The sequence below is a fragment of the Providencia sp. UF-183 genome, from assembly GCF_058246155.1.
Genome location: NZ_JBSICD010000002.1, coordinates 262,631 through 277,163, shown reverse-complemented (window position 1 = coordinate 277,163; position 14,533 = coordinate 262,631). Strand labels below are relative to the sequence as shown.

Sequence of the window (14,533 nt, the reverse complement as noted above, 5' to 3'; positions counted from 1 at the left end):
AAGAAAAAATGGCGGTGAGGGAGGGATTCGAACCCTCGATACGTTGCCGTATACACACTTTCCAGGCGTGCTCCTTCAGCCTCTCGGACACCTCACCGTTTTTTCTAAATCCGTTGCATATCAGAGATAAATCCTGCTGTGCAACGGGGCGCTACTATAGGGAAAATAGCGTCTTGCGTCAACTCCCTATTTATTCTTTTTCTTACTTTTATTACTGTTTAGCTAAATAAAAATCAATTTGATTAATATCTAATCTTAATTAGTTGCTTGTTAAGGCAAATCATTTTTTTAATGTTAATAAGAACTGCAAGGATTAATCATAAAAATCGTTAGCCAGTTAACAAAATCCTCAATGAATGTGATCTTGGTTGCGGTATGGACTTGAAAATAAACGCCATTGCGCACACTCTGTTAGAAACCTAAGAGGAGTTGCCATGAATATTTTATTTTACCATCCATTCTTTAATTCAGAACAATGGATTGAAGGTATGCGTGTTAGATTACCACAAGCTAATATTCGCCAATGGGAAAAAGGGGATAACCAAAGCGCAGATTACGCCATGGTGTGGCTGCCACCCTATGAATGCCTTGCAGGGCGCAATGATTTAAAAGGTATTTTTGCATTAGGTGCAGGTGTGGATGCTATCTTAAAGCAAGAGCAAGATAAGCCGGGAACATTGCCGGCGGGTGTGCCTGTCATGCGCTTAGAGGACACAGGGATGGCGATTCAAATGGAAGAATATGCCTGTGCTAAAGTACTTGCGTACTTTCGTCGTATGGATGAATACCGCCAGTTGCAGTCACAGCGCCAATGGAAGCAATTACCAGCATATCAACACGAAGAATTTGTGATTGGTGTGATGGGGGCTGGTGCTTTGGGGCAAGCCGTTGCGAAGCGCTTAGTCAGCTTTGGCTTTCATGTTAGAACATGGAGCCGCTCCGAGAAACACATCCCTGACGTAAAAAGTTATTATGGCAATGATCAGCTGTCAGCATTCCTTTCGGGGACTCGCGTAGTCATTAACCTATTACCAAGCACACCAGAAACGGCTGGGATTTTAAATCAACAACTGTTCAGCCAATTGCAACAAGGCGCTTATGTGATTAACTTAGCCCGCGGCGCGCACTTAATTGAGCAAGACTTACTTTCTGCGCTGGATGCAGGGCAAATCGCGGGTGCGGCGTTAGATGTGTTCGCGAGTGAGCCGTTATCCCAAATGCATCCGTTCTGGACGCATCCGCGAATTGCAATTACACCGCATGTGGCTGCATTTACACAACCGAAAGAGGCCATGGACATGATTGTCAGTAATATCAAACGCATTGAAGCGGGGGAAGCCCCTGTTGGTGTGGTTGATATGGAGCGTGGTTATTAATTACGTCTAAAAGAATTGCAAGCTACCCGCTTTTTGTTAGCTTGCAATTTTCTTGGGTTTTTCTTCTCTAATACGTTTCCTATTTTTTCGGTATACTTAGCTTAAGAGCGAGTCGCAACTGAATTTTAAATAGGAAAACCCATATGAACGAATTCTCAATCGTCTGCCGTATTTTAGGGACATTGTTCCAACGCAGTGCAAATGATGACCTCGTCAAACCCCTGATGGAATTGATAGCGCAGGATAAACTAAAAGCGTCTTGGCCACTGGAACAAGATGAATTATGGGCACGTATGGCGAAAGGGATGGATATCAACGCGATCAGTGCTGACTACCAAGCCTTGTTTGTCGGTGAAAACGCAACAGTATCCATGCTGGCCAATGATTATGACGAAGAAGTCACTGAAGCCGAAATCCGCGAATTTTTAGCGGTAAGAGGCATGACCTTAACGGATGCACCAGTGAGCACGTTTGGTGCGTTATTGCTGGCGGCTTCTTGGTTAGAAGACCAAGCTGCAGAAGATGAAACCGCGGCACAAGAAGAACTATTTGATAGCTACATTCTTAGCTGGTATGGCGCATTTTTAGGGAAAGTTGAAGCTCATGCTACGACAGCATTTTATCGTACGTTAGCACAAATCACCCGCGATGCAGTTATCGCACTGCGCGATGAATTAGATTCAGAAGCCGAATAATTTTGACGTTATCACGTTGGATTTGAGCGCGATATTAAACTGTATTGATTAATATTTTTGATTGAATTAAAAAGGCAACAGATTTCCCTGTTGCCTTTAATGCTTTTCTCAATCGAAATAATTTATGGTCAGAATTAATCCACCAATGGAATGACCAGTTTGCCCGGTTTAATTTCTAGCCCTTTCGCCAGTTTTTTAGCGGTTGCTTCTGCGGCGCCGTTATCTGGATTAAGCACATACACCGGTTGTGTTTCGAAGAAAGTCTCAAGAGAGCTATTCAGATAAGGGATCACAGCTGACATCGCGGTGTCCATATTCTCTGGAGTGACTTTATAGTTGCTGATATTCAGCTCTTTTAAGTAAATAGACCCGGTTTTTGCGTCAAAAATAGGGCGAGCTGTTAAGGTTAAGCTAATTTGCGCTTCAGCTTTGCCGATTAACGAGTCTAACTTAACCGTTGCATCCCCATTTAAGGCGATTTTTCCCGGTTCACTACGGCCGATTTCAGATTTTAAATTCGCCAGTTGGATATCGGCGTCAGCAAGTCCTGAAATGCCAACTTTGTGGTCATACTTTACTTTATTAGCAAGGTAACTATTTATTTGTGACTCACTAATACTGAATTCTGATAATTGACTACAGCCCGTTATTAGGGTGATAAAACCAATCATTGTGGCCAATAAAAACTTTTTCATAATGACTCCTTTTACAGTAATTCCGCTAGTTTAGCGCATTACTACCCACTCAACATGACTGTTTCAATTTTTTTACGGTTAAATTGCTTATGCAATGCCCACAGCGTAATAAAACCGATGATCCCCAATAAAAACCACGGTAATTGAGGCATGTTCCATTGATGACCAATATCGTACATCCAGCCCCCACCGGTATAGCCGACGGCACCGCCTAGGGCAAGGCCGAGACGGCTAAAGCCCATATAACTGCCACGTGCGCGAGGGTCGGCAAGTGACGCGCTCAGCGTTTCCCTTGCTGGGTCAGCTGTCACGGTGCCTAAATAGAACAGGCAAATCAGCGCAAATAACATATTCAGGGAGGTTGTCATCCCAATCGGGAACATGCTTAAACTCATTAAAAATAAGCCTGCCATCAACCGCTGTTCAAGTCGAAAATGTTTTTCACTCCAGCGCGCAATGGGGTAAAGCAAGGTGAGGGAAATGGCCGCCTCGATGGCATACATCCATTTCACCGCCGTTGGCGTTCCCGCTAACTCATTGACGACAATTGGGAACATCAACATCACTTGTACGGAAAGCATAAAATAACCGGCTAAGGTCACAACATAGGTGACAAACCGTTTGTCCTTTAAGACGCGGTTCATACCCTCTTTGATTGGCGTTCTCACGGTTGAGATCCGATAAGCGGGGAGTAGCCATGCATTGCAGATAGCGGCAATGATAAACACGGCGGCACCAGCCCAGCAGACATAGTGGAAATCATATTGCAGCAGCCAGCTACCAATTAGGGCACCAATAACAGCACCAGCGCTGTCTTGCATCAATAAAAGTGAGTAGAAACGACCACGTTCGTAGGGGCGAGTGAGTTTGATAACTAGCGCCGTTCTGGGAGGGTCAAATAGCGTGCCACCAAGGGCAGAAAGCACGCAAGATAGCCATAGCACCCAAGGGTCGTAAGCAACAGCCATCACAGCAAAACCACTTGCACGCAAAAGCATCCCGATAACAATCATAGGCTTAGCGCCAAATCGGTCGGCAATGGCACCACCAAAAATGCCTAAACCCTGTTGAACAAATTGCCGTAGGCCCAATGCGAAACCTACCACGACGGCGGCCCAACCAAGTTGGTCAACAAAGCGGATTGAAATCAAAGGAAAAACGACAAAAAAGCCGAGGACAACCAACATGTTGTCGAGCAAAAGAAAATATTTACCAAGGCTTCTTGCCCGTGACACCTGCGCCATGACACACCATTAAAAAAATAGCTAAGGGGGGAATGTTCCATAATGTTACTTATCAATAATATCAGTATAATAGCGGTCAATAGATGATATTTTTTTATCGAGGGTATGCTCTATGATCGATGATTTATTTTTATCGATGCAATAGCCGTCATATTTTGCACCGCAGCGTTGTTGAATAACTGAAAATGAAAACAAGATAATTCATCTATCTAAATGGCTGATTTTAGATGCTCATCAATAATAGAGAGTGCTACACTTTACTGCCTAAGTTACGGGTTAACATGCACGGCTAGGAAGCCTAGCTATCTTAAACTAATAAAGGGTTAACGATGTTTGGTTATCGCTCAAATGTACCCAAGGTACGCCTGCTCACTGATAGAATGATTATTCGTTTGACTTATGAGCGAGATAATTATCGCTTAGCTGACTATTACAGCTTGAATAAAGACTTTCTTATCCCTTGGGAACCAACTCGAGATAACTCCCATTATCAGCCGGCGGGGTGGCAAAATCGTTTGCAAGTGATGAACGAAATGCATCGCGAAGGCAGCGCTTATCATTTTCTTTTATTAGATAAAGAAGAAAACGAGGTGATGGGTGTGGCAAATTTCAGTAATGTTCTGCGTGGCTCATTCCATGCGTGTTATTTGGGGTATTCACTGGGCGAAAAATGGCAAGGTCAGGGCTTAATGTTTGAAGCGTTAACCCAAGCTACTCGCTATATGCAACAACATCAAAAAATGCACCGTATCATGGCGAACTATATGCCGCATAATATGCGTAGCGGTAATCTATTGACCAAACTCGGTTTTGAGCGTGAAGGTTACGCAAGGCAGTATCTGCAAATCAACGGTGAGTGGCGTGACCATGTATTGACGGCGCTAACGGATAATTCGTGGACAACCAACAAAGCGTAAACTCTTAATTTACTTTTCAATCGTAGTCAGTGGCAGCACGCGCTGTTAAACTGATACGATTGTTTACTTTTAGCCTATCAATCATGAATTTATTAAAATCGCTGGCGGCAGTAAGCTCAATGACCATGATGTCTCGGGTCCTTGGGTTTATTCGTGATGCCATCATTGCTCGGGTTTTTGGTGCTGGCGCGGCTGCCGATGCCTTTTTTGTGGCATTTAAACTGCCAAACTTGTTACGCCGAATTTTTGCCGAAGGGGCATTTTCTCAAGCGTTTGTCCCGATATTAGCCGAATATAAAAACCAACAAGGTGAAGAAGCCACTCGCACGTTTGTCGCTTATATTGCGGGAATGCTAACCCTCGCTTTAGCAATCGTGACCGTGCTGGGTATGATTGCAGCACCTTGGATTATCTATGTAACGGCTCCCGGGTTTACGGATGATGCGGATAAATTTGTCTTAACAACGGACCTTCTGCGAGTCACATTTCCCTATATTTTTCTGATCTCACTCGCTTCCCTGGCTGGGGCAATTCTCAATACGTGGAATCGCTTCTCAGTACCTGCGTTTGCACCCACATTACTGAATGTGAGTATGATCATTTTTGCCGCCTTTGCTGCGCCGTATTTTGATCCGCCAATTATGTCACTGGCGTGGGCGGTGTTAGTGGGTGGGGTGCTGCAATTGGTGTATCAGCTTCCTCATTTGAAGAAAATTGGTATGTTAGTGCTACCGCGCCTTTCGTTTCGCGATAGCGGTGTTTGGCGCGTAATGAAAATGATGGGGCCTGCGATTATCGGGGTGTCAGTCGCACAAATCTCATTAATTATTAACACGATATTTGCCTCATTTCTGCAATCAGGGTCTGTTTCGTGGATGTATTATGCGGACCGATTGATGGAGTTACCCTCTGGTGTGCTTGGCGTAGCATTGGGAACGATTTTACTGCCATCCCTCGCAAAAAGTTTTACGAGCGGAAACCAGAATGAATATCGTCAATTAATGGATTGGGGGCTGCGTCTTTGCCTATTATTAGCATTACCGTGTGCTCTTGGTTTGGCTATTTTATCGGAAGCGTTGACCGTCTCATTATTCCAGTACGGTAACTTTACGGCTCATGACTCCTTAATGACACAATATGCCTTGATAGCCTACTGCGTGGGTTTAACAGGCATGATTTTAGTGAAGATTTTAGCGCCAGGCTTCTATTCACGCCAAGATATCCGTACACCCGTTAAAATTGCGATTGTGACCTTAATTTTGACGCAATTAATGAACCTAGCCTTTATCGGCCCATTACAGCATGCCGGTTTGGCGTTATCTATTGGTTTGGCAGCGTGTTTTAACGCAGGCGTTCTGTATTGGCAATTACGTAAACAAGATATTTTTCAACCACTCGCGGGTTGGAAAGGCTTCCTATTTAAATTACTCATCGCGTTAGTGGTGATGGGAGCAGTGTTGTTTGGTTTGTTGCATTTTATGCCATCTTGGCAAGAGGGCAATATGCTGATGCGTATGCTGCGTTTAATTGGTGTGGTGATTGTTGGTGCAGGAAGCTATTTCGTTGCTTTATATGCGTTGGGCTTCCGACCTCGTGATTTTATGAAAAGAAGCATCGCGTAACACGCGGAAAGTCCGTTAATTTAATGAAAGCCCATTAATTTGGGCTTTTTTGTCTCGATATTCTATCGTTTTGCACCCCATTGTATTTTCTATCCATTTTCAATCTTTTCGTCTCTTTTAATAATTCCTCAATCAATAATGCCATAATTATTTTATGATATATCAAGTAATTGTTTTTGTTGATAAAAATTACAAACATTGTTGATTTTACGATATATTTAAGGTGCGCTTATTTATTTACCAATAAAGCGTAGGAGGCCACTAGAAATTGGCATAAATCACAATGTTGACTAATGTCAACGTTTTTGGTTATAGTGTATTTATCGGAGGGCGATGAAAAAACATCCGAATAAGCATATTCAAGCAGCCATTGAATATGCGATTGCTAACGGCTGGTTTTGGGTGAGTGCAGGGAGTTCATCACATACATTTTGTAAATTACGATGTGGTAACGCTGTTGATGAGCACAAAACACATATGATGAGCGTTTGGTCAACACCAAGAGTGATGGAAAACCATGCCAAGCAGATCATCCGGAAAGTGGAACACTGTATTGCACTTTCGAAATAATTATAGCGGCTTAGGCCGCTTATTAGATGAAAAAACAGAATAAGGAGCTTTGATGGCGCAACACACATTCATATTAACACTTTCTGGGGTAACGGTAGATACTGCGGGTTTAGAAGATGCCTTATTTGCAGCAGGTTGTGATGATGCCTTGGTTTGCTACTATGGTAAGTCCGTTTATTTAGAGTTTGATAGAGAGGCGAGTTCACTGGATGCGGCTATAGAAGCGGCAATTGCTGATATTGAGAGCGCAGAAATCCCAATGCAAGTGGCGTCAGTAGATAGCACGTTGGTTGGTTTAAGTGATATTGCAGAGTTAGCAGGGTTAACACGCCAAGCTGTTGCATTATTAAAAGATGGAACGAGAGGCAAAGGCAATTTTCCAGCTCCAGTGCAACGTTTAAGTGGCAACTCACCTTTGTGGGATTGGGCTAGTGTGGCCAGGTGGTTAAAGGATAATAATCGTTTAGGGCATGACCCTGAACTTTGTGAAAAAGCAAAAACATTGTGCAAGTGGAACCTAGTCTTACAAAATTGTGCAAATGAAAACGTTGAAGAAATTCAGATTTTGACGCGAAAATTATTTGCACAGCGTAAAGAAAAACAGCCCACCGAGGCGAGCTGTTAATCAAATAACGACAAGTAATTACATTCTTTCGACGGTTTCAATACCTAGTGTATCTAGACCTGTTTTTAAGGTTTTTTGCGTTAAAGCGGCTAATTTTAAGCGGCTTTGGCGTACGGCTTCATCTTCTGTCGATAAAATTGGGCAATGTTCGTAGAAACCAGAGAATAAACCAGCCAGTTCGTACAGGTAAGCACACATAACGTGTGGCGTTCCGTCACGTGCAACAGTGAGAATGGTTTCTTCAAACTGCAATAAACGTGTTGCCAGCGCGATTTCACGTGGGTCTTGCAGTGAGATTGGTAACGTGAGATCTGCTTGCGTTAAGTTGGCTTTTTTGAAGATTGATGCAACACGGGTATAGGCATATTGCATATAAGGCGCGGTGTTTCCTTCAAAGGCTAACATGTTATCCCAATCGAAAATGTAATCCGTGGTTCTGTTTTTTGATAGGTCTGCATATTTCACGGCACCGATACCAACGACATTTGCCACATTCTGTAACTCATCTTCTGGCATGTCAGGGTTTTTCTCGCGGATCAGTGCTTGCGCACGTTCAACAGCTTCATCTAATAAATCAGATAGGCGAACAGTGCCACCCGTACGGGTTTTAAATGGCTTGCCATCTTTGCCTAACATCATGCCAAACATGTGGTGCTCAAGTGCCATAGACTCAGGGATGTAACCCGCTTTACGGACAATGGTCCAAGCTTGCATTAAGTGTTGGTGCTGACGTGAATCGATATAATACAATGAGCGATCAGCATGAAGTGTTTCATAACGGTATTTCGCACAAGCGATGTCAGTCGTGGTGTATAAGAAGCCGCCGTCTTTTTTCTGGACAATCACGCCCATCGGCTCGCCTTCTTTATTTTTAAATTCATCAAGGAAAACGACCGTTGCACCTTCACTTTCAACGGCTAACCCTTTGGCTTTTAAATCCGCGACGATACCCGGTAACATGCTGTTATATAAGCTTTCACCCATAACATCATCTTCTGTTAGCGTCACGTTTAAGCGTTGATAAGTTTCTTGGTTCTGCTTCATCGTGATATCAACGAGCTTACGCCACATTGCACGGCAGTACTCATCACCAGATTGCAGTTTTACAACATAGCCACGTGCGCGAACTGCGAATTCTTCATCTTCATCATAGTGTTTTTTGGCTTCACGATAAAACTCTTCCAGATCAGCCAGTGCCATATCATTGGCATTTTCATTTTGCACTTTTTCAAGATAGGCAATCAACATGCCGAACTGGGTTCCCCAGTCGCCAACGTGGTTAGCGCGGATCACTCGATGGCCGATAAACTCTTGAGTACGTGCTGCTGCATCACCAATAATAGTTGAACGTAGGTGACCCACGTGCATCTGTTTGGCGACGTTAGGGGCGGAGTAGTCGATAACAATGGTTTCGGCTTTTACAGGTGCAAGGCCTAAACGTTGGGATGCTAGCGCTTCTTCAACGTGTTTTTCAATCCACGAAGGCTCAAGAAAGATATTAATAAAGCCAGGCCCGGCAATTTCGACTTTGCTTGCAATGCCGTCTAAATCTAAGTGAGTGAGGATCTGTTCAGCGAGTTGTCGTGGTGGCATCCCCAGTTTTTTAGCCGCGCCCATCACGCCATTGGCTTGATAATCACCAAACTGTGCTTTAGCGGATTGACGCACGAGCGCATCACTGTCAGCTGGAGCACCCGCTGCAAGCATTGCAGCACTAATTTTATCTGAAAGAATCGCCTGAATATTCACTGAATTACCTTAAATTACCAACATAGTTACCACATTGTGCCATCACATGCGAAGAACTAAAAGGTGGAAGAGAAAAATCGGCAGGTTTTATACCATATTTTGGGGGAGTCATGCTACAGTCAGCGCCATTGTTTAGCGGATTAGTAAATAAAAAGAGGTTTTTGTTGTGCTGCCATTTTGTGACGTTCCACAATTAAACGATTTATGGGAAGACTTACCTAAATTTGCCGACCAATTAAAATCAATGGCGCGAGTGCTTGATATATCATTAACAGATTACGTTATTGACCACATTTCAATGCGTTGCCATCACATTGAAACTGCTTTGCGTTGGCATGAGGGTTTACAGCAATGCAGTCAGCTTATTTCCGATAACATCATCAATGGCAGGCCAATTCGCTTGTATGAGCTTGACGAACCTTTGCAAATTGCGGGGCAAGACGTGTTTATTATCGAGTTACCGTTTCCTAAAGATAAAAAATACCCACAAGAAAGCTGGGAACATATTGAAATGGTGATTGATGTACCGCCGACTGAACTGGAGAAAACTGCGCGAGCCTTGTTACCTAAGATGTTACCTGCAGGGATTAGCATAAAAGTGAGTCAACCCAAAGGTCAGCAAGAACGGTTGCCTAATCCAACATTGGCAGTATCAAATGGCAATATAACCGTTAAATACCATCCATTTTCGCTAAAAAAGATAATTGAAAGTGAAAAATAAGTGATGCAATTAACGTTATTGATCAATAATGCCAGTGTTTTTTTCGGGGTGTGATATCCATCCGATAACATTTTTTAATAAATGGCATTATTCGAAACGGAATCAACAATACATATTCTGCCCCTAACTATTTGTATTAGGGAAATTTAAAGCATGGGCTTTATTACCACAGTTGGAGGTAATCATGGCAAAACTGGAAATTTGCTGTTTCGGAATTGAATGTGCTCAAGTAGCGCAAGAATACGGGGCTGACCGTATCGAATTATGCTCTGGTGCCGCAGATGGCGGTTTAACACCAAGCTACGGCTATCTGAAATTAGCAAGGGAAAAACTCCACATTCCAGTTCATCCTATTATTCGTCCTCGTGGTGGTGATTTTTGCTATAACGTCAGTGAGTTTGACGTTATTCGTGAAGATTTAATCATGATTAAGGAAATGGGGTTTCCGGGGGCTGTCATCGGTATTCTTGATAGCGAAGGGCGCATTGATATTAACCGCATGCATGGGTTGATGGAAATCGCCAAAGGAATGAATATTACTTTCCATCGTGCGTTTGATATGTGCATTAATCCACTCCTCGCCTTAGAGCAATTAAATGAATTGGGCGTAGCACGAATTCTCACGTCAGGCCAACAGCAAAATGCTGAATTAGGCTTGCCATTATTAAAAGAATTGCACGAAAAAAGCCAAGAAATCAATGGCCCGAAAATCATGGCGGGGGCTGGGGTTCGTTTAGCCAATTTAAGCAAGTTTATGGAGATTGGACTCGCAGAGGTGCATAGCTCAGCGGGCAAAACGGTTCCTTCAACCATGAACTACCGCAAAGTCGGCGTGACGATGGCATCTAACAGTGAAACGGATGAGTTCACACATTATTGCGTTGATGGGCCAACAGTCGAAGCCATGAAAGACTTTATTTCTATCACGGAAAAAGTGTTGGTTTAGTGCACCATCAGAACATAAAGGAGAAACCTGTTTTAGGTTTCTCTTTCTTTTATTTAATCCAATTTGGATGGGACATAAATAAAAGTAGTAACATTATAATTTCTATAAATATTCTCTATTCGTCATCTTCCCTGCAATAGTCAATTATGCGCTAAAATCAAACAAAACATGTGGATTATTTGGTTTACGTAGACAACATATTCACAAACTCGCCTTGGTTGATGCACATCAATTAACCACATGAAATACATGCCTACTATCTAATTATTATAAAAATATATTTTTTAGTTAATTTAATAATAATTAGAAGGTAGCAATGTAATGATTAATCACTTTGGAAAGAAAACGTTAAGCAGGAGGCGATTTATTCAAGCCTCAGCTTCGGTCGCAACAGCAACCGCTGTTGCAGGTTCTATCTCATTACCCTTCACGGCACAAGCCGTTCCAATCACGAAAATTCAGCCAGATGAAGTGAATGAAAAAATCAAATATAGCGCTTGTTTAGTGAACTGTGGCAGTCGGTGCCCACTAAAAGTGCATGTCAAAGACGATGTTATCACGCGCATCTCTAATGAAACGATGTATGACGACAGCCAATTTGGCTTACATCAGATACGCCCGTGCTTAAGGGGGCGTTCGGTACGTTGGAAAACGTATAACCCAGACAGAATAAAGTATCCGATGATACGTGTCGGTAAGCGTGGAGAGGGCAAATTCAAACGCATTACTTGGGATGAAGCGACGACTATCGTTGCTGAAAAACTAAAAGAAACAATAAATAAATATGGTAATGAAGCGATTTATTACCAGTATGGTTCAGGCTCGACAGGGGCAAACTTACAAGGGCGAAATGCCTGTAAACGCCTTTTAAATCAATTAGGTGGCTTTCTTGATCAACATGGAACGTACTCAACGGCGCAGATAAACGGGGTGATCCCGTATGTATATGGCAAACTGGATGATTCCTTGCTCTCTGAAATTGCCAATAGCGATTTGGTCGTTATGTTTGGGCACAACATTGCGGAAACACGGATGTCAGGGGGCGGGCAATTTTATGAAACCTTGCAAGCGTTAGAAAAAAGTAAAGCCAAGGTGATTATTATCGACCCTCGTCGAACCGACAGTGTAACAACGTTAGGGGCGGAGTGGATACCCATTTACCCCGGCACGGATGGTGCGCTAGTCGCTGCCATTATCCATACTTTAATTAAAGAAGAATTAACGGACGAAGCCTTCCTTGCTCAATATTGTGTTGGCTGGGATAGCAAAACATTACCCGACTCAGCCCCTGAAAATGCGTCCTATAAAGATTACATTTTAGGGTTTGGTGACGATGGAATCGAAAAAACGCCGGAATGGGCGAGTAAAATTACTGGGATATCACCAACCCGTATCATACAACTGGCGCGTGAGTTAGGGACGGCTAAAGCAGCTTGGATTTCACAAGGGTGGGGTTTGCAAAGAACTGCGTCAGGGGAGCAAGCTGCACGGGCGGTGATGATGTTGCCTATCGTGACGGGGAATATTGGTCGAGCAGGGACGAATGCGGGAGGATGGGGTGGTAACGTCGCTTACCCAGTTCCCGGATTTGCAATACCAAACCCAGTGAAAACCAAAATTCCGTGCTTTATGTGGACTGACGCTATTGTGCGTGGAACCGAAATGACGGCGGAAAACGCCACATTGCTAGGGAAAGAAAAACTTGACACTAACGTGAAATTTCTTTGGCATTACGCCAGTAATGTGACGGGAAATCAGCACTCAGATCTAAATAAAACCCATAAAATTTTGGCTGATGAATCTCTTTGTGAATTTATTCTTGTGTGGGATATCCACATGACGCCATCCACAAACTATGCGGATTTAATTTTACCGGATGTGAGCAGTGTTGAATCAAATGATTTAATTAATAACTCCTATGCCAGTGGGGCATATCATTATGCTATACGCTTGCAAAATGCCATTACACCGCTGTGGGAATGCCGCCAATCTTACGATGTATTAGCTGATATTGCTGAAAAACTGGGAATTAAAGACCAGTTTACAGAAGGGCGAACGCATGAGCAGTGGATAGAGCATTGTTATAATCAAATGCGAGAAAAAAATCCGCAGTTACCGACATTTGAAGAAACAAATGACATGGGGATTGTCGATAGAAAACTGGCGAATAGTGCAGATTATATTGCCTTGAAGTCTTTTAGAGATGCACCAACGGAAAATCCACTACCAACACCGTCAGGGAAAATTGAAATCTACTCAGCGCGATTGGCGAAAATTGCCCACGAGTGGGAATACCCAGATGACCAGCGTATTCCAGCCGTACCAGAATATTGTGTGAATACCGAAGGGGTTGAAAACACACAGGCAAGGGAAAAATATCCGCTACAAATGACGGGGTTTCACGATAAAGGCCATGCTCACTCATCCTACTTTAATGTTGCCGTATTGCGTGAGGCAGTACCCCATCAATATTGGATAAACCCAATCGATGCAGCGACCCGTGGCATTCAAGATGGAAATATTACTGAAATTTTTAATGACAGAGGGCGTATCAAAATAAAGGCGAGGGTGACCGCGCGAGTCTTACCGGGCGTGATTGCCGTACCGCAAGGGGCATGGCGTGAGCTCGATAGCGAAGGGGTTGATATTGGCGGTTGTATTAACACGTTAACAACTCAGCAGCCTTCAGCTTTAGTGAAAGGCAATCCTCAACATACTAATCTCGTTGATGTGAAACGTGCATAAGGAGTGGCAAATGAAACAGTATGGTTTTTATTTTGACTCGACCAAATGCACGGGATGTAAAACCTGTCAGGTGAGCTGTAAAGACGAAAAGGATTTAGACCTTGGCCCTAAGTTTCGCCGCATTTATGAATTTGGTGGAGGGAGTTGGCAGCAACAAGACGGTATTTGGCAACAAAATGTGTATAGCTATTATTTGTCAATCTCATGCAATCACTGCTCAAACCCAACGTGCGTCGAGGGGTGCCCAACGGGTGCGATGCATAAAAGAGAGCAAGATGGTTTAGTGGTTGTCGATCAAACCATTTGTGTTGGCTGTCGTTATTGCGAATTACGTTGCCCTTACGGTGCACCGCAATACGATGAAAAGAAAAAGCTGATGAGCAAATGTGATGGCTGTTATGAACGAGTTGAAAAAGGCATGAAGCCTGTGTGTGTCGAGTCGTGCCCGCAACGTGCGTTAGATTTTGATGATATTAACGTGTTACGAGAACGCCATGGCCAAATCAGTGGAATTGCCCCAATGCCAGACCCAAGTTTAACAAATCCCAATATTGTCATTAAGCCACATAAAGATGCTAAGCCATCGGGTGATAAAAGCGGCACACTACAAAACCCTGCGGAGGTCTAA

At 43.4% G+C, this 14,533-nt stretch carries 13 protein-coding genes and 1 tRNA gene; 10 read left to right on the top strand and 4 right to left on the bottom strand.

Annotated elements, in window-relative coordinates; genetic code table 11:
- Positions 1-9: 9 nt before the first annotated feature.
- Positions 10-97, bottom strand: a tRNA-Ser gene (locus tag AC4IFT_RS02750).
- A 337-nt stretch (positions 98-434) separates the two neighbouring features.
- Here AC4IFT_RS02750 and ghrA point away from each other — a divergent pair.
- Together ghrA and AC4IFT_RS02740 are read left to right on the top strand one after the other, a co-directional pair.
- Entirely contained in the window at positions 435-1,376 is a 942-nt protein-coding gene (gene ghrA / locus AC4IFT_RS02745) for a glyoxylate/hydroxypyruvate reductase GhrA (RefSeq protein WP_490737012.1), read from the top strand.
- Positions 1,377-1,519: 143 nt separating this feature from the next.
- Positions 1,520-2,071, top strand: coding sequence for a TorD/DmsD family molecular chaperone (locus tag AC4IFT_RS02740; protein ID WP_490737014.1), 552 nt, complete (start codon positions 1,520-1,522; stop codon positions 2,069-2,071).
- A 134-nt stretch (positions 2,072-2,205) separates the two neighbouring features.
- Here AC4IFT_RS02740 and AC4IFT_RS02735 read toward each other — a convergent pair whose 3' ends face one another.
- On the bottom strand, positions 2,206-2,766 hold the full coding sequence (locus tag AC4IFT_RS02735) for a lipoprotein (RefSeq protein ID WP_206084148.1): 561 nt from the start codon (positions 2,764-2,766) through the stop codon (positions 2,206-2,208).
- Positions 2,767-2,807: 41 nt separating this feature from the next.
- Positions 2,808-4,010 (bottom strand): multidrug efflux MFS transporter MdtH, encoded by a 1,203-nt coding sequence (mdtH, locus tag AC4IFT_RS02730; protein ID WP_490750567.1) that lies wholly within the window; start codon positions 4,008-4,010, stop codon positions 2,808-2,810.
- Between the two features lie 329 nt (positions 4,011-4,339).
- Between mdtH and rimJ the strand changes: the two genes are divergently transcribed.
- The 4 genes from rimJ (at position 4,340) to AC4IFT_RS02710 (ending at position 7,744) form a co-directional block, all read left to right on the top strand.
- Positions 4,340-4,927 (top strand): ribosomal protein S5-alanine N-acetyltransferase, encoded by a 588-nt coding sequence (rimJ, locus tag AC4IFT_RS02725; protein WP_490732440.1) that lies wholly within the window; start codon positions 4,340-4,342, stop codon positions 4,925-4,927.
- Positions 4,928-5,010: 83 nt separating this feature from the next.
- Positions 5,011-6,549, top strand: coding sequence for a murein biosynthesis integral membrane protein MurJ (gene murJ / locus AC4IFT_RS02720; RefSeq protein WP_490732442.1), 1,539 nt, complete (start codon positions 5,011-5,013; stop codon positions 6,547-6,549).
- 333 nt (positions 6,550-6,882) lie between these two features.
- Positions 6,883-7,119: a hypothetical protein gene (locus tag AC4IFT_RS02715; RefSeq protein ID WP_490750566.1), complete on the top strand. Its 237-nt coding sequence runs from the start codon at positions 6,883-6,885 to the stop codon at positions 7,117-7,119.
- A gap of 52 nt (positions 7,120-7,171) precedes the next feature.
- A complete protein-coding gene (locus tag AC4IFT_RS02710; RefSeq protein ID WP_490732444.1) occupies positions 7,172-7,744 on the top strand; it encodes a helix-turn-helix transcriptional regulator in 573 nt (190 codons plus the stop codon).
- 18 nt (positions 7,745-7,762) lie between these two features.
- Here the strand turns inward: AC4IFT_RS02710 and argS are convergent, their stop codons facing one another.
- The gene (gene argS / locus AC4IFT_RS02705; protein WP_490732446.1) at positions 7,763-9,493 is read right to left on the bottom strand and encodes an arginine--tRNA ligase; all 1,731 of its coding nucleotides are present in this window, start codon (positions 9,491-9,493) and stop codon (positions 7,763-7,765) included.
- A gap of 166 nt (positions 9,494-9,659) precedes the next feature.
- On the opposite strand from argS, the gene AC4IFT_RS02700 reads away from it, so the two are divergent.
- From AC4IFT_RS02700 to AC4IFT_RS02685, 4 genes are all read left to right on the top strand, one after another.
- Positions 9,660-10,214: a VOC family protein gene (locus AC4IFT_RS02700; protein ID WP_490750564.1), complete on the top strand. Its 555-nt coding sequence runs from the start codon at positions 9,660-9,662 to the stop codon at positions 10,212-10,214.
- Between the two features lie 184 nt (positions 10,215-10,398).
- Entirely contained in the window at positions 10,399-11,160 is a 762-nt protein-coding gene (gene cutC, locus AC4IFT_RS02695; RefSeq protein WP_490732449.1) for a copper homeostasis protein CutC, read from the top strand.
- 321 nt (positions 11,161-11,481) lie between these two features.
- Positions 11,482-13,905, top strand: a complete 2,424-nt coding sequence (locus tag AC4IFT_RS02690; RefSeq protein ID WP_490732450.1) for a DMSO/selenate family reductase complex A subunit — start codon at positions 11,482-11,484, stop codon at positions 13,903-13,905.
- A 10-nt stretch (positions 13,906-13,915) separates the two neighbouring features.
- Positions 13,916-14,533, top strand: coding sequence for a DMSO/selenate family reductase complex B subunit (locus AC4IFT_RS02685; protein WP_273803411.1), 618 nt, complete (start codon positions 13,916-13,918; stop codon positions 14,531-14,533).

What these genes read in the sequence shown, in the direction of transcription:
- AC4IFT_RS02715 (WP_490750566.1), top strand. Translation starts at nt 6,883, where the DNA reads ATGAAAAAACATCCGAATAAGCATATTCAAGCAGCCATTGAATATGCG.
- AC4IFT_RS02710 (WP_490732444.1), top strand. Translation starts at nt 7,172, where the DNA reads ATGGCGCAACACACATTCATATTAACACTTTCTGGGGTAACGGTAGAT.
- AC4IFT_RS02690 (WP_490732450.1), top strand. Translation starts at nt 11,482, where the DNA reads ATGATTAATCACTTTGGAAAGAAAACGTTAAGCAGGAGGCGATTTATT.
- mdtH (WP_490750567.1), bottom strand. Translation starts at nt 4,010, where the DNA reads ATGGCGCAGGTGTCACGGGCAAGAAGCCTTGGTAAATATTTTCTTTTG.
- AC4IFT_RS02740 (WP_490737014.1), top strand. Translation starts at nt 1,520, where the DNA reads ATGAACGAATTCTCAATCGTCTGCCGTATTTTAGGGACATTGTTCCAA.
- AC4IFT_RS02685 (WP_273803411.1), top strand. Translation starts at nt 13,916, where the DNA reads ATGAAACAGTATGGTTTTTATTTTGACTCGACCAAATGCACGGGATGT.
- cutC (WP_490732449.1), top strand. Translation starts at nt 10,399, where the DNA reads ATGGCAAAACTGGAAATTTGCTGTTTCGGAATTGAATGTGCTCAAGTA.
- ghrA (WP_490737012.1), top strand. Translation starts at nt 435, where the DNA reads ATGAATATTTTATTTTACCATCCATTCTTTAATTCAGAACAATGGATT.
- murJ (WP_490732442.1), top strand. Translation starts at nt 5,011, where the DNA reads ATGAATTTATTAAAATCGCTGGCGGCAGTAAGCTCAATGACCATGATG.
- AC4IFT_RS02735 (WP_206084148.1), bottom strand. Translation starts at nt 2,766, where the DNA reads ATGAAAAAGTTTTTATTGGCCACAATGATTGGTTTTATCACCCTAATA.
- rimJ (WP_490732440.1), top strand. Translation starts at nt 4,340, where the DNA reads ATGTTTGGTTATCGCTCAAATGTACCCAAGGTACGCCTGCTCACTGAT.